The following is a 13842-nucleotide window of genomic DNA, read 5'->3' as shown; positions in this document are numbered from 1 at the left end:
TGCATCAGGATAACCGCCATGCCCTCCCCGGCCCAGCGATTACTGGCCGATTGCCTCAATAGCGCGCTTCGATGCTCTTCAGTGCACCTTCCGCACGCAGCGACTCCAATGCCTTCTGCAACTTCTGCACCAGCTCGTCTGGCGTCTGCAGATTCAGCGCAAGATAGAGGTCGACCGAGTTCAGGTGCTGAACCACCTTGAGGTTCTCTACGCCTTCCTGACGGGCGGTAAGCGGTCCGGCCTGGCTGGAGGCAATCCACAGATCGATCTGTCCTTTGTCGAGCTTCCTGACGTTTTCCGCATCACGCAGCGCGGTCGTGACCTCCAGCCCCCTGTCCAGCAGGAACTGGGTCTTGGCATCGCCCTTGTAGCCACCGATCCGATAACGCCGCGCGTCTTCGATGCTGGCCAGCTGGATCGGGCTATCGCCCTTGGCGAACAGCACCCAGTCGTACCTGGAGATGGGCCCAACCCATTTGAACAGCCCCTCACGCTCGGCGGTACGCGCGGTGGAAAACACCCCGTAACCCGCATCGTCCAGTGTCTGCTGGTACACGCGCTGCCAAGGGAAACGCAGGATCTGCTGGCACTCGACCTCGGCACGCTCGCATACCGCGCGCAGGATGTCGGAGCTGATACCCGTGATCCCGTCGTCACGGGCGTAGTTGGTGCCGGAGACCGACATGTTGAAGGGCGGCATGTTTTCCGTGAGCAGCACCAGCGGCTCGGCACGCGCAAGGCTGAGACCACAGGACAGGACGAAAATAGTCACGAATCGAACAAGGAACATGAAGACTCCGTGTCGAAGATGTTCGACAAAGGGTGACCCTCCACCAGGGGCAGAGAGGCAGGGTTTTAGAGATGATGATTAATGCTAGCTGGATCGCTGGCACTTTGCCGTCGACTCGCCCGCAGCTTTGCGCTGCGGGCAGGTCGACGTGGCGGCAATCAGCGTACGACGATGCCTCGGCTGGCCAGATAGGCCTTGGCTTCCGGCACGGTGTACTCGCCGAAATGGAAGATGCTCGCGGCCAGCACGGCATCGGCCTTGCCTTCGAGGATGCCATCGGCCAGGTGCTGCAGGTTGCCGACACCACCGGAGGCGATCACCGGCACGCGTACCGCTTCGCTGATGGCACGGGTCACGCCCAGGTCGTAGCCGCTCTTCACGCCATCCTGGTCCATGCTGGTGAGGAGGATTTCCCCGGCGCCCAGCCCTTCCATCTTGCGCGCCCACTCCACGGCATCGAGGCCGGTCGGCTTGCGCCCGCCATGCGTGAAGATCTCCCAGCGCCCCGGCTCGCCCGGCGCCGATACACGCTTGGCGTCAATGGCGACGACGATGCACTGCGAGCCGAAGCGCGCGGCCGCCTCACCGACGAACTCGGGGTTGAACACCGCGGCGGTGTTGATCGAGACCTTGTCGGCACCGGCGTTGAGCAGGTTGCGGATGTCCTGCACGGTACGCACGCCACCGCCGACGGTCAGCGGAATGAAGACCTGGCTGGCCATGCGCTCGACGGTATGCAGCGTGGTGTCGCGGTTGTCGACGCTGGCGGTGATGTCGAGAAAGGTGATCTCGTCGGCGCCCTGCTCGTCGTAGCGGCGCGCGATCTCCACCGGATCGCCGGCATCGCGGATGTTCTCGAACTTGACGCCCTTGACCACGCGGCCGTTGTCGACGTCGAGGCAGGGGATGATGCGTTTAGCCAGTGCCATACGGTGCTCCCGTAGGGTGGGTGCAACCCACCGATAAAGATTGCGTCAGTTGCGGCGGGTTTCACCCGCCCTACGGTTCAGCCCTTGAAGCCGTCGCAGAAGCGCTGCGCCTCGGCCACGTCCAGGGTGCCTTCATAGATGGCACGCCCGGTGATGGCGCCGATGATGCCTGGCGAACGCGCCAGCAGCAGCTTCTCGATATCGCCGAGGTTGTGGATGCCGCCGGAGGCGATCACCGGGATCTTGCTGGCGGCAGCCAGTGCGGCAGTGGCTTCGACGTTGCAGCCCTGCATCATGCCGTCTTTGGCGATGTCGGTATAAACGATGGCGGACACGCCGTCTGCCTCGAAGCGCCTGGCCAGGTCGGTGGCCTGCACGCTGGAGACCTCGGCCCAGCCGTCGGTGGCGACGAAGCCGTCCTTGGCATCCAGGCCGACGATGACCTTGCCCGGGAAGGCCTTGCACGCTTCGCTGACGAACTCGGGCTCTTTGACTGCCTTGGTGCCGATGATCACGTAGCTGACGCCGGCGCGCACGTAGTGCTCGATGGTTTCCAGGGTACGGATGCCACCGCCGATCTGGATCGGCAGGTTGGGGTAGCGCTTGGCGATGGCGGTGACCACTTCGCCGTTGACCGGCTGACCTTCGAAGGCGCCGTTCAGGTCGACCAGGTGCAGACGGCGACAGCCGCCCTCGACCCACTTGGCCGCCATGCTCACCGGGTCATCGGAGAACACCGTGGAATCTTCCATGCGGCCCTGGCGCAGGCGCACGCAGGCGCCGTCCTTCAGATCGATAGCGGGGATAATCAGCATCGGTTGAACCTGCTCAAGTTTGAATTCGGTAAGGCGCTCAGTTCTTCTCGAGCGCCCAGAGGTCGCTCTCGATGCTCTCGAACCTGTCTTTCAGGTGCGCCTGCACATCGAGAATGGCCTTGTTGTAGTAGTGCGGTGCCAGCTCGCGGGTGATCAGGTCCAGCACTTCCTGAACCTCGAAGGTGCCCAGCTGCAGCTCGAAACGTTCATCGAGAAAACGCTGCAACAGCAACAGCGCCGCCTGCTCCTGGGCAGGCTCGAGCGCCAGACTGGGAACCTTGGCCCGCGCCATTACCAGCGACCGTCCCAGGCGATGAAGTTCTGCAGCAACTGCAGGCCGTGAGTGTGGCTCTTCTCCGGGTGGAACTGCACGGCGAAGCGCGAACCCTCGGCCAGCGCGGCGGCGAAGTCCTTGCCATAGTGGCCACGGCCGACCACCTGCTGTGGCTTGCCGGCCTCAATGTAGTAGCTGTGCACGAAGTAGAAGCGCGCCTGGTCGGGAATGTCGTGCCACAGCGGATGCTTGACCGCCTGGCTGACTTCGTTCCAGCCCATGTGCGGCACCTTCAGGCGCTCGCCGTCCTCGGCCAGGTCCTTGCCGAAGAAACGCACCTGACCGGGGAACAGGCCGATGCAATCCACACCGTCGTTCTCTTCGCTGCGTTCGAGCAGCGCCTGCATGCCGACGCAGATACCCAGGAACGGCCGGTCGGCGCTGACTTCACGCACCAGCGCATCGAAGCCCAGGCGTCTGATCTCGCCCATGCAATCGCGGATCGCTCCCACACCGGGGAATACCACGCGATCCGCCTCGCGGATCACCTTGGCATCGCTGGTCACCAGTACGCGGCCAGCGCCGACGTGTTCGAGCGCCTTGGCCACCGAGTGCAGGTTGCCCATGCCATAGTCGATTACGGCTACCGTCTGCATTTACAGGCAACCCTTGGTCGACGGCATCTGCCCGGCCATGCGCGGGTCCAGCTCGACGGCCATGCGCAGCGCGCGGCCGAAGGCCTTGAACACGGTCTCGATCTGGTGGTGGGTGTTGTGCCCACGCAGGTTGTCGATGTGCAGCGACACCAGCGCGTGGTTGACGAAGCCCTGGAAGAACTCCTGGAACAGGTCGACATCGAAGTTGCCGACCACCGCGCGGGTGAACGGCACGTGCATCTGCAGGCCGGGACGACCGGAGAAGTCGATCACCACGCGCGACAACGCCTCGTCCAGCGGCACATAGGAATGGCCATAGCGGGTCATGCCCTTCTTGTCGCCGATGGCCTTGGTGAAGGCCTGGCCCAGGGTGATGCCGACGTCCTCGACGGTGTGGTGATCGTCGATGTGCAGATCGCCCTTGCACTCGATATCGAGGTCGATCAGACCATGACGGGCGATCTGGTCGAGCATGTGCTCGAGAAAGGGCACACCGATGTCGAAGCGCGCCTTGCCGGTGCCATCCAGGTTGATCGAGACCTTGACCTGGGTCTCGAGGGTGTTGCGCTCGACGAATGCCGTACGTTCGGCCATCACCAGCTCCACGAATTACCAACGGAAAAAGGCCGATATTATAGGCGCGCCGGGGGCGCAACGGCTACCGGCGATGGTCGGGCGGGTACAACCGGCAAACGAAAAAGCCCGCGCAGGTCGCAGACCGGCGCGGGCTTTTCGTTACCAGGACGGGTTACTGGAACAGCACGACCGTCTTCTGCAGGGTGATCCATACACCCCAGGCCAGCGGCACGCCGACCACCAGCCAGGCGAACACCGCCACCGGCTTGCTCGACGGATCAGCCGCCCACTCCAGCTCGCTCGCCGCCGGCGCCGACTTCTCGCCATGGGCGCGCTCGGCAGCCAGCTCGGCTTCGTTCATGAAGTACTTCGGCGCCACCGGACGCACCAGGGCGTTGCAGATGAAGCCCAGCACCAGCAGGCCGGAGAGGATGTACAGGGTGATGTCGTAGGCCGCGGCCTTCTCCACACCGATGCTCAGCTGGTACTCGCGCAGGTAGTTGACCAGCACCGGACCCAGCACGCCGGCCACGGCCCAGGCGGTCAGCAGGCGGCCATGGATGGCGCCGACGTTCTGCGTGCCGAACAGGTCGGCCAGGTAGGCCGGCACGGTGGCGAAGCCGCCGCCATACATCGACAGGATCACGCAGAATGCCAGGACGAACAGCGCCAGGCTGCCCAGGTGGCCGAGCATCGGCACCGAGGCGTAGAGCGCCAGCCCCAGGCCGAAGAACACGAAATAGGTGCCCTTGCGCCCGATGAAGTCCGAGCAGGACGCCCAGAAGAAGCGCCCACCGATGTTGAACAGGCTGAGCAGGCCGGTGAAACCGGCGGCGATGGCGGCGATCTCCGCCAGTTGCGCAGCGCTGAGTTCGTTGAAGGCCAGGTCGACACCGATCAGCCTGCCGGCGAAGACTTCCTGCAGCAGCGGCGAAGCCATGCCGATGATGCCGATGCCCGCCGAGACGTTCAGGCACAGAACAGCCCAGACCAGCCAGAACTGCGGCGTCTTCCAGGCGGTATTAACGTGCACGTGACCCTTGGTGATCATGGCGTTGTTGGCCTTGGCCGCCGGGGCGGTCCAGCCAGCCGGTTTCCAGCCGGTCGGCGGTACGCGGTACGCCAGGGCGCCGCCCATCATGAAGACGAAGTAGATCGCCGCCATCACCACGAAGCTCTGCCAGACACCGACGCTGTCCGGCGTGGCGAAGTGGTTCATCAGCATCGCCGCCAGCGGCGCACCGACCATCGCACCACCGCCGAAGCCCATGATCGCCATGCCGGTGGCCATGCCGCGCTTGTCCGGGAACCACTTGATCAGGGTAGACACCGGAGAGATGTAGCCCAGTCCCAGGCCGATACCGCCGATGACCCCGGAGCCCAGCCACAACAGCCAGATCTGGTGGGTATAGATACCCAGCGCGGAAATCAGCAGACCACCGCACCAGCACAGCGCGGATACGACGCCAGCCTTGCGCGGGCCGGCATGCTCCAGCCAGCCGCCCCAGATGGCAGCCGAGCAACCGAGAAAGACGAAGAACAGGGTGTAGACCCAGCCGAGCATGGAGATCTGCCAGTCGCAGTTGCTGGCGAACACCTGCTCGAAGAAGCCCATGTCGGGCGCACAGGCCGTGGCAGCGGTGATGCCCACGGCCTTGGACAGCGGCAGCCAGAAGACGGAGAAGCCGTAGGCCATCCCGATGCAGAGGTGGATGGCGAGGGCAGCAGGCGGAACCAGCCAGCGGTTGAAACCGGTTTTCGCGATGATGCGTTCCTTGGACAGAAATGCAGGCTTTGCCGCAACACCGTCCAATGCAAAGGCGTCAGTCATAGGGAGTTTCTCTTTTTATGTTGGCAAGCGAACCAAGGCAGGCGCGACAATGCACCGCAGCCAAAGTTTGCAGAGAGTAGCACCCAGGCGCGACAAATCGCCGCGCAGCTGAAGTTTTTTTAGCGTTTCACGCACTTTTCATGTGATTTCAGCAAAAAAGCAAAAGGCCGCATCTATCGACCGATAGATGGCGTCGATGCCCCTGCCGTTTCCGCCACGAACGCCAGGCCGATCACTCGACGACGACCAGGCCCGCATGATCGCCGGGAACCGCTTGCCGGGTTTTCGATCCAACACCCAGCCGAGCACTGCGACCCGCCCACTGCGAACGCCTCGCGACTGCACATGAGGCTATAATCGGCGACCGTCTGTTTCCCGCCATTCCAGCCATCGAAACCAAGGACCCCGCTCATGAAAGCGCTAGGCAAGATCCTGGGCCTTTTCTTTCTCGGCTTGCTACTGATCATAGTGGCGCTGCTGTTTGCCCTGACCCACCTGTTCGACCCCAACGACTACAAGGACGAGATTCGCCAGATCGCCCACGACAAGGCCAACCTCGACCTGCAACTCAAGGGTGACATCGGCTGGAGCCTGTTCCCCTGGCTGGGCCTGGAGCTGACCGACGCCACCCTGGCCAGCGCCGATACGCCGGACAAACCCTTCGCCGACCTGCGCCTGATCGGGCTCTCCGTGCGGGTGATGCCGCTGCTGCGCAAGGAAGTGCAGATGAGCGATATCCGCATCGACGGCCTCAACCTCAACCTGCAGCGTGACGACAAGGGCCACGGCAACTGGGAAGGCGTCGGCCGCCCCGCCGAGACCACCGTGGCGCAGCAATCGCCTGGCGAACCCGCCCCGAGCGAGGACATCCCCGCCGAGCAGCCAGGGGAAAAACCCGCCGGCCAACCGCTGAAGCTGGACATCGACAGCCTGAGCCTGAGCAATTCGCGCATCGACTACAGCGATGCACAGAAAGGCCAGCAGTTCACCCTGGAGAACATCGAACTGAAGACCGGCGCCATCCGCGAAGGCGCGAGCATTCCGCTCACGCTCAGCGCCTTCTTCGGCACCAACCAACCGGTCCTGCGTGCGCGCAGCGAAGTGGAAGGCCAACTGCGCTTCGACCGGGCCCTCAAGCGCTACCAGTTCGAAGACCTGAAGCTGGCCGGCGAAGTCTCGGGCGAACCGCTCAAGGGCAAGACCCTGAACTTCTCCGCACAAGGCCAGCTGCTGGTCGATCTGGCGGCCAACATCGCCGAATGGAACAGCCTGAAGCTCTCCGCCAACCAGCTGCGCGCCCTGGGCGAACTCAAGGCCCGCGAGTTGGACAAGGACGCCAAGCTGTCCGGCGGCCTGTCCATCGCGCCGCTCAACCTGCGCGAGTTCCTCGATGGCATCGGCGTGGAGCTGCCGAAGACCCGTGACGCCAACAGCCTCAACCAGTTCGAACTGGTCAGCCGCCTGAATGGTTCGAGCAACGGCATGATGCTCGAAGACCTCACCCTCAAGCTCGACGGCAGCACCTTCACCGGCAGCCTGGGCGTGGCCGACTTCGCCCGTCAGGCGCTGCGCGCCGACCTCAAGGGCGACACGCTCAACCTGGACGACTACCTGCCGCCGGAGACCAGGGACAAGGCCGCCGCAGCGCGCCAGGCCGAGGTCAAGGACAGCATCTCCAGCGCCGGCAAGGACGGCAGCACGCCACTGCCCAATGCGCCGACCCAGCAGGCCTGGAGCGACGACAAGGTCCTGCCGGTCGATCAACTGCGCAAGCTCGACCTGCAGCTGGCCCTGAGCCTGGGGCAACTGACCTTCGACCAGCAGCCCTTCACCGACGTGACCCTGAAAGCCAACGGTCGCGGCGGCCTGATCACCCTGCAGGAGGTTCGCGGCAAGCTGCAGGGCGGCAGCTTCAGCGGCAATGGCCGCATCGACGTGCGCCAGGCCGAGCCCATGCTCAGCGTGGAGAAACGCCTCAGCCGCATGCCCGTCGAACCCTTCCTGAAGAAGGACGGCCAACCCGCGCCGATCCGTGGCCTGCTCGACCTCGACGCCAAGTTCAACACCCGTGGCAACAGCCAGAAGGCCTGGGTCGAAGCGCTCAACGGCACCGCCAGCTTCGTGCTCAACGATGGCGTGCTGGTCGATGCCAACCTCGAGCAGCAGCTCTGCCGCGGCATCGCCACCCTCAACCGCAAGGCCATGAGCAACCCGCCGACCGGCAAGGACACCCCCTTCCGCGAGCTCAAGGGCAGCCTGAGCGTGCGCAACGGCGTAGCGCACAACCCGGACATGAAGGCGCAGATCCCGGGCCTGGCGGTAAGCGGCAAGGGCGACCTCGACCTGCGCGTGCTCGGCATCGACTACCAGGTCGGCATCACCATCGAAGGCGACCAGCGCGAGATGCCCGACCCGGCCTGCCAGGTCAACGAGCGCTATGTCGGCATCGAATGGCCGCTGCGCTGCCGTGGTCCGCTGGAGCTTGGCGCCAAGGCCTGTCGCCTTGACCAGGACGGCCTCGGCAAGATCGCTGCGCGCCTGGCCGGCAACAAGCTGACCGAGAAGCTCGAGGAGAAACTCGGCGACAAGGTCAGCCCTGAGCTGAAAGACGCACTCAAGGGCCTGTTCAACCGATGAGCCCCGAGCAGTTCAACGGCGCCGTGCTGGCCTGGTACGACCAGCACGGACGCAAGGACCTGCCCTGGCAGCAGGGCATCACGCCCTACCGTGTCTGGGTGTCGGAAATCATGCTGCAGCAGACCCAGGTCAGCACCGTGCTCGGCTACTTCGACCGCTTCATGGCCGCCCTGCCGACCGTGAAGGACCTGGCCGAAGCGGCGGAAGACGAAGTGCTGCACCTGTGGACCGGCCTGGGCTACTACACCCGCGCACGCAACCTGCAGAAGACCGCGCAGATCATCATGCGCGAGCACGGCGGCGAGTTTCCGCGCAGTGTCGACGCCCTCAGCGAACTGCCCGGCATCGGCCGCTCCACCGCCGGTGCCATCGCCAGCCTGAGCATGGGCCTGCGCGCGCCGATCCTCGACGGCAACGTCAAGCGGGTACTGGCACGCTACGTGGCGCAGGAGGGCTACCCCGGTGAGCCGAAGGTGGCCAGGCAGCTGTGGGACGTGGCCGAGCGCCTGACCCCGCACGAGCGCGTCAACCATTACACCCAGGCGATGATGGACCTCGGCGCCACCCTGTGCACCCGCAGCAAGCCCACCTGCCTGCTGTGCCCGGTGCGCAGCGGCTGCCAGGCGCACCTGCTCGGCCTGGAAATCCGCTACCCGGTGGCCAAGCCGCGCAAGGCCCTGCCGCAGAAACGCACCCTGATGCCACTGCTGGTCAACGCTGATGGCGACATCCTGCTCTATCGCCGGCCGTCGACGGGGCTGTGGGGCGGGCTGTGGAGCCTGCCGGAACTGGACGACCTCGAGCAGCTCGGCGCGCTCGGCCAGCAGCGGCAGCTCGACCTCGGCACACGCCGTGAACTGGAAGGCCTGACCCACACCTTCAGCCACTTCCAGCTGGCGATCGAACCCTGGCTGGTGCGGGTGACCGAGCAGCCGAGCCGCGTGGCCGAGGACGACTGGCTCTGGTATAACCTCGCCACCCCGCCGCGCCTGGGCCTTGCCGCCCCGGTGAAGAAGCTGCTGAAACGCGCGGCGCAAGCCATTACCGCTGGAGAACCGACATGACCCGCACCGTGCTGTGCCGCAAATACAAACAGGAACTGCCCGGCCTGGATCGCGCGCCCTACCCCGGCGCCAAAGGCGAAGACATCTTCAACAACGTCTCCAGGCAGGCCTGGGACGAGTGGCAGAAGCACCAGACCATGCTGATCAACGAGCGTCGCCTGAACATGATGAACGCCGAGGATCGCAAGTTCCTCCAGGCCGAGATGGACAAGTTCCTCTCCGGCGAGGAATACGCCCAAGCCGAAGGCTACGTGCCGCCCAGCGAATAAGCATGCTGGAGGGAGGGGCCTTGGCCACGGCAACCGTCGCACGTTGCCCACGCGCGACCCGGCCGGCCCTCCCCGCTTTTCTCGCTCACGAACCTAAGCGCCCGAAATATTTAAATATTTTTCCAACTCGCGCTTGACACTGATCCTGCAAATCCGTCTAATAGCGCCCCGTTGGCCCAGGTAGCTCAGTTGGTAGAGCAGGGGATTGAAAATCCCCGTGTCGGCGGTTCGATTCCGTCCCTGGGCACCATGAATACCGAAACCCCCGATGCCACTGGTGCCGGGGGTTTTCTGTTTCTAGACCTCCACGCTGCGCCCTCATGGTCGTACAAAGGAGGCGCACAAAGTGGGTGCCATGCCGCAGCCGTTCCAGTGCCCGAAGACCGGGACTTACTACTACCGCAAGACCATCCCTGAATCACTTCGCCCAGTGGTGGGTCGCGGACGCGAGTGGAAGGTCTCCCTGGGAACTAAGTCCCTAGCTGACGCCCGCCCCCTGTTCGCTGCCGAGTCTGCCCGATGCGAAGCCGCCCTCGCCTTGGCACGCGCCTCCCTGAAAGGTGAATCCCACCTGCTGCCCTCCGACGCCCCCAAACTGGCCGACCGCTGGGCCGCTGCCGAGCTGGCCGCATGGGAACGTGATAGCGACCTGATCCACCTGTTCCTAGCCCGCTCTGGAGACAACGTCGTCACGCCTTTGGAGGTGTTGGACGAGGACGAGGCTTGGAGTTGCTCCGCCCTTCAAGGGGTTCTCGCAACAGCAATGCAGCAGACATTGAGCACAGCCGGACACCCTGTCCCGCTAGCAACATCCCCGGCTCACGCCTCGCTTCGCCTCGAATTCTTCCGAGCCTGGCAGACCCTGTGCAGAACAGCGCTCCAGCGCCACCAAGGTGACTGGCGCTCCACCCCTGACCTACCTGCTGCTTCGCTCCCCCTGTCGCAGGAAGCCTCCTCCCAGGGACATATAGCCAAGGGACTCCTGCTTTCCGAAGTAGCCTCCAAGTGGGCCGAGTCGAAACGGCAGGACAACGCCGGGCTGGGCGACCTCTCGAAGACCATCGCCGAGTACATGGACTGTATGCAGCGGCTGATCTTCGTTGTCGGTGACATTCCAGCTTCGCAGGTATCCAAGTCCACCATCCACCACTTCCGCGTGACCCTGGGTCAACTCCCCAAAGGCCGCTGGAAGCCTGGCCTGACCCTGGAGGCGCTGCGCGCCCAGGTTGAACATGGCGCCGCCACCATGGAATTGGCGACTATCCGCAAGAAGCTCGCCGCCCTGGCGACATTGTTCAAGTTCGCCTGCGAGCGCCTGGAGGCCCTGAAGGAGGAACCAGTGGCCGCTTCCGGCGTACTGCGCGACCTTCGCAATGCAATCAACAAGGCCGCACTCCACAAGGAAGCCCCCGACAAGGGCTACAGCCGGGCGGAACTGACCACCATCTTCTCCAGCCCACTGTTCAAGGGCACCTGGTCGCCCAAGCGCGCCGACTATGGCCAGGCCCTCTACTGGCTCCCGCTTCTCATGGCCTACACGGGCGCACGCCGCGAAGAAGTCGCACAGCTCCTGGCCTCCGATGTGGAACAGGATGTGGAGTCCGGTGTGTGGTGCATTGCCATTCGCCCTGGGGACGGGAAGTCGCTGAAGACCGTCAGTAGCCGCCGCAGGGTGCCACTGCACGATGACCTCCTGACCCTCGGCCTCCTCGACTACAAGGCCAGCGTCCCCGCCAGCGGTCGCCTGTTCCCGAAGCTGAAGCCACACAAAGACGGTCTCGGTCATGCAGTAGGCAAGACCTGGGACAACTACCTGCAGGACGAAGTCAAGCTCCAGAGCGCCGCCAAGCCGGCCCATGGCTTCCGCCACGCCTTCAAGACGCTCTGTCGTGAAGTGGGCATCCCAAAGGAAGTTCATGACTGGCTGACCGGCCACGCAGCGTCGAACGTGGGGGACAGCTACGGCAACGCCCCGATTAGCCGCATGGCGGACGAACTGAAGAAGTTCCCGAGCATCGCCCGCATGGCTGGCCTGCTGCCTACCTGAAAACGCCAGGGGGACGGACACGCGGGCGTCCAGTAGCCCCTTGGGCGCGTGATAGATGCCTTGAATAACGATGCAGCCGCAGCCATCCATGGCCTATCGACGCAATCCCTGCCGCAATCGTCCCGCTGACTTACTTACGACTCAGTCGTCCTACAGCGGTCGTAAGTGGAGCCCCGTCAGAAGTCGGATTCCTCGTCGATGGGGGCAAGCACGTTGTGCAGCATCGGTTCCACCTCCTGGCTCCTGATGTAGCGCTCCAGGTTGCTGCTGGAGCTGTCCAGGAAGCGGACGTCGGCCAGTTCGCAGGCTTCGTAGTAGGTTTTAGCCTTGGCGAGTATCGCGTCAGCAACTCGCAATGCCGCACGCATGGACTCGATCTTCTCCAGTCCAAAGCTGTTCAGCCCCTGGACGATGGTGGGGACGGTGCGTGCAATCAACTGACGCTCCTCCATGGCGGCCTCCGTGGTGCCCCGGCCCAGCTCCCGCTTAAGACTGCCGTAGTCCTGCGAGAACAGCCCCATGGCGTTCTGGCTGCAGTAGTCGTCCAACGCCTGGTTGAAGGCCCGGATACCCCGCTGGCCGTCCTCCTTGGCCTTGCTACGCTCTGTTTCATAGTCAATGTCCTGCTCCCGTGCAGCCCAGCGCCGACGCAGCTCCCGCAGGCGGTCGACTGTCCGTAAGTTGACGTTGAAGGTATCGGCCAGCCCCTTGTTGGTCATGTCCCTGAAGGTGCTGAAGCTGGGGTCGTTAATAGCCCGCCAGGCGTTGTCGATGCGCTGGTCATCCTCCAACTGGCGAAACAGCTCTGCGTTCTGTCGGTAGCTATGCTGCCTGGCGGCTTGCAGACCTTGGCCCTCCAGGAGCGTGATAGCGACCTCCTTATGCCCCAGGAGCTTGGTGGCCTCCAGGCGGTGGTGGCCGCCGACCAGCCAGAATCGTTTCCCGGTGTGTGCTGCCTCATGGTCAGCCATGGCGACCACCTCCAGGGGCTTCTCCAGGCCGTTGGCGGCAATGCTCTGCTGCAGCCTGGCGATGTGGTCGACCCGTTGCTCAGCTTCACGACGCTGGCGCCGCATGGACGCAGTCGTGTTCCGGTTCTGCAGTGTCGTGTGGGTGTGGATAGCGCTCAGGGGAACAGATCGAAGTCTTTCCGTCATGGTCTACCTCACCGCGCCCGAACGATGGGGCCGAGAGCGAGCCAGCGAGGCTCCTCACGGTCGCTACGGGCCAAGTCCAGGAGGTCGTCGTCCTCCCAGGACAAGCCCGCTGTAAGGGCCAGCTCCATGGCTTCAGCCAGGCGTGTGTCGCGGCACTTCTTCTTGCCCAGGGCACAGGCCAGGGTGGTCAGTCGGTCGAGGTGGTCGGGGCGTAGGTGCAGGTTCAAGCGCACCAGCTTGGTGGTATTCATTGGATCGAAGTCCTTGGTGATAGAGCGAACGCCATCGCCCCGCCTGGAGTGCTCCGGGCAGGGTGTCGTGGTCGTCGCTGGGAAGTGGTTGGGGAGTGGCTACAGCGCTTCGCATTCCCCTGGTACTGGGGGTGAAGCTGGTGGGCTCATGCGTAGCTATTCACTAAGATTGGCCGTACATAGCTCCCGGCCTCCAGCAGTGCATTGCGCTGTTTACACGAGGGGTGGCCGTAAATGGCCGGGAGAGTCCTGCAGGGGCTGGAGCTGGTTGCCCAAGGGAGGGCCGCAAAAGGCCTGAATCAGCCTACAGGGCGGAAAAAACCGTTGTGGGCCTGCAGGCGGTCGCGCTCCAGAACCAGGCAGTCGACCTTCTTCTGCTGGGCCTGCATGGCGCGCAGAATCAGTTCGTCCTCAGAGATTTCCCCGGTGACTACCTTCTCCTCGCCCAGGATGTAGGCGCCGTCCTTGCGGATGGCCGGCAGGACTACCCGCGTGACCCAGTCCTGGAAGGCTTTGGCCTCGGGCTTGTCGGAGCGCATGACCAGC

The 13842-nt window shown here is 64.1% G+C and carries 14 protein-coding genes and 1 tRNA gene; 5 read left to right on the top strand and 10 right to left on the bottom strand.

Features of this window, described 5'->3' with window-relative positions:
* Positions 1-55: 55 nt before the first annotated feature.
* From E4487_RS19555 to E4487_RS19525, 7 genes are all read right to left on the bottom strand, one after another.
* Positions 56-790 (bottom strand): ABC transporter substrate-binding protein, encoded by a 735-nt coding sequence (locus E4487_RS19555; RefSeq protein ID WP_175254165.1) that lies wholly within the window; start codon positions 788-790, stop codon positions 56-58.
* Positions 791-948: 158 nt separating this feature from the next.
* Positions 949-1719 carry an imidazole glycerol phosphate synthase subunit HisF gene (gene hisF, locus E4487_RS19550; protein ID WP_037055302.1) on the bottom strand — a complete coding sequence of 257 codons (771 nt, stop codon included), beginning with the start codon at positions 1717-1719 and terminating at the stop codon, positions 949-951.
* A 77-nt stretch (positions 1720-1796) separates the two neighbouring features.
* The gene (gene hisA / locus E4487_RS19545; RefSeq protein ID WP_037055305.1) at positions 1797-2534 is read right to left on the bottom strand and encodes a 1-(5-phosphoribosyl)-5-[(5-phosphoribosylamino)methylideneamino]imidazole-4-carboxamide isomerase; all 738 of its coding nucleotides are present in this window, start codon (positions 2532-2534) and stop codon (positions 1797-1799) included.
* Positions 2535-2571: 37 nt separating this feature from the next.
* On the bottom strand, positions 2572-2826 hold the full coding sequence (locus E4487_RS19540) for a DUF2164 domain-containing protein (protein ID WP_037055307.1): 255 nt from the start codon (positions 2824-2826) through the stop codon (positions 2572-2574).
* The gene (gene hisH / locus E4487_RS19535; protein WP_037055309.1) at positions 2826-3464 is read right to left on the bottom strand and encodes an imidazole glycerol phosphate synthase subunit HisH; all 639 of its coding nucleotides are present in this window, start codon (positions 3462-3464) and stop codon (positions 2826-2828) included. Before hisH ends, E4487_RS19540 begins: the two co-directional genes overlap by 1 nt.
* The gene (hisB, locus tag E4487_RS19530) at positions 3465-4058 is read right to left on the bottom strand and encodes an imidazoleglycerol-phosphate dehydratase HisB (protein ID WP_017675949.1); all 594 of its coding nucleotides are present in this window, start codon (positions 4056-4058) and stop codon (positions 3465-3467) included.
* Between the two features lie 154 nt (positions 4059-4212).
* The gene (locus tag E4487_RS19525) at positions 4213-5871 is read right to left on the bottom strand and encodes an OFA family MFS transporter (protein WP_037055312.1); all 1659 of its coding nucleotides are present in this window, start codon (positions 5869-5871) and stop codon (positions 4213-4215) included.
* Positions 5872-6282: 411 nt separating this feature from the next.
* On the opposite strand from E4487_RS19525, the gene E4487_RS19520 reads away from it, so the two are divergent.
* The 5 genes from E4487_RS19520 (at position 6283) to E4487_RS19500 (ending at position 11888) form a co-directional block, all read left to right on the top strand.
* Positions 6283-8508: an AsmA family protein gene (locus E4487_RS19520; RefSeq protein ID WP_175254164.1), complete on the top strand. Its 2226-nt coding sequence runs from the start codon at positions 6283-6285 to the stop codon at positions 8506-8508.
* Positions 8505-9572, top strand: a complete 1068-nt coding sequence (gene mutY / locus E4487_RS19515) for an A/G-specific adenine glycosylase (protein WP_134676366.1) — start codon at positions 8505-8507, stop codon at positions 9570-9572. The genes E4487_RS19520 and mutY overlap by 4 nt, the downstream gene beginning before the upstream one ends.
* On the top strand, positions 9569-9841 hold the full coding sequence (locus E4487_RS19510) for an oxidative damage protection protein (RefSeq protein WP_037055319.1): 273 nt from the start codon (positions 9569-9571) through the stop codon (positions 9839-9841). The genes mutY and E4487_RS19510 overlap by 4 nt, the downstream gene beginning before the upstream one ends.
* Before the next feature lie 174 nt (positions 9842-10015).
* A tRNA-Phe gene (locus E4487_RS19505) sits at positions 10016-10091 on the top strand.
* Between the two features lie 105 nt (positions 10092-10196).
* Positions 10197-11888, top strand: coding sequence for a DUF6538 domain-containing protein (locus tag E4487_RS19500; RefSeq protein WP_175254163.1), 1692 nt, complete (start codon positions 10197-10199; stop codon positions 11886-11888).
* A gap of 176 nt (positions 11889-12064) precedes the next feature.
* Here the strand turns inward: E4487_RS19500 and E4487_RS19495 are convergent, their stop codons facing one another.
* From E4487_RS19495 to E4487_RS19485, 3 genes are all read right to left on the bottom strand, one after another.
* Positions 12065-12964 carry a ParB N-terminal domain-containing protein gene (locus E4487_RS19495; protein WP_175254162.1) on the bottom strand — a complete coding sequence of 300 codons (900 nt, stop codon included), beginning with the start codon at positions 12962-12964 and terminating at the stop codon, positions 12065-12067.
* Positions 12965-13053: 89 nt separating this feature from the next.
* A complete protein-coding gene (locus tag E4487_RS19490; RefSeq protein WP_175254161.1) occupies positions 13054-13296 on the bottom strand; it encodes a hypothetical protein in 243 nt (80 codons plus the stop codon).
* A 299-nt stretch (positions 13297-13595) separates the two neighbouring features.
* Positions 13596-13835: a hypothetical protein gene (locus E4487_RS19485; RefSeq protein WP_175254160.1), complete on the bottom strand. Its 240-nt coding sequence runs from the start codon at positions 13833-13835 to the stop codon at positions 13596-13598.
* Between the last annotated feature and the right edge of the window lie 7 nt (positions 13836-13842).

The organism is Pseudomonas sp. BMW13 (genome assembly GCF_013357275.1).
Classification (GTDB): Bacteria; Pseudomonadota; Gammaproteobacteria; order Pseudomonadales; family Pseudomonadaceae; genus Aquipseudomonas; species Aquipseudomonas khazarica.
This window is presented reverse-complemented; position numbering and strand designations above follow the sequence as displayed.

What these genes read in the sequence shown, in the direction of transcription:
- E4487_RS19555 (WP_175254165.1), bottom strand. Translation starts at nt 790, where the DNA reads ATGTTCCTTGTTCGATTCGTGACTATTTTCGTCCTGTCCTGTGGTCTC.
- hisF (WP_037055302.1), bottom strand. Translation starts at nt 1,719, where the DNA reads ATGGCACTGGCTAAACGCATCATCCCCTGCCTCGACGTCGACAACGGC.
- hisA (WP_037055305.1), bottom strand. Translation starts at nt 2,534, where the DNA reads ATGCTGATTATCCCCGCTATCGATCTGAAGGACGGCGCCTGCGTGCGC.
- E4487_RS19540 (WP_037055307.1), bottom strand. Translation starts at nt 2,826, where the DNA reads ATGGCGCGGGCCAAGGTTCCCAGTCTGGCGCTCGAGCCTGCCCAGGAG.
- hisH (WP_037055309.1), bottom strand. Translation starts at nt 3,464, where the DNA reads ATGCAGACGGTAGCCGTAATCGACTATGGCATGGGCAACCTGCACTCG.
- hisB (WP_017675949.1), bottom strand. Translation starts at nt 4,058, where the DNA reads ATGGCCGAACGTACGGCATTCGTCGAGCGCAACACCCTCGAGACCCAG.
- E4487_RS19525 (WP_037055312.1), bottom strand. Translation starts at nt 5,871, where the DNA reads ATGACTGACGCCTTTGCATTGGACGGTGTTGCGGCAAAGCCTGCATTT.
- E4487_RS19520 (WP_175254164.1), top strand. Translation starts at nt 6,283, where the DNA reads ATGAAAGCGCTAGGCAAGATCCTGGGCCTTTTCTTTCTCGGCTTGCTA.
- mutY (WP_134676366.1), top strand. Translation starts at nt 8,505, where the DNA reads ATGAGCCCCGAGCAGTTCAACGGCGCCGTGCTGGCCTGGTACGACCAG.
- E4487_RS19510 (WP_037055319.1), top strand. Translation starts at nt 9,569, where the DNA reads ATGACCCGCACCGTGCTGTGCCGCAAATACAAACAGGAACTGCCCGGC.
- E4487_RS19500 (WP_175254163.1), top strand. Translation starts at nt 10,197, where the DNA reads ATGCCGCAGCCGTTCCAGTGCCCGAAGACCGGGACTTACTACTACCGC.
- E4487_RS19495 (WP_175254162.1), bottom strand. Translation starts at nt 12,964, where the DNA reads ATGCGGCGCCAGCGTCGTGAAGCTGAGCAACGGGTCGACCACATCGCC.
- E4487_RS19490 (WP_175254161.1), bottom strand. Translation starts at nt 13,296, where the DNA reads ATGAATACCACCAAGCTGGTGCGCTTGAACCTGCACCTACGCCCCGAC.
- E4487_RS19485 (WP_175254160.1), bottom strand. Translation starts at nt 13,835, where the DNA reads ATGCGCTCCGACAAGCCCGAGGCCAAAGCCTTCCAGGACTGGGTCACG.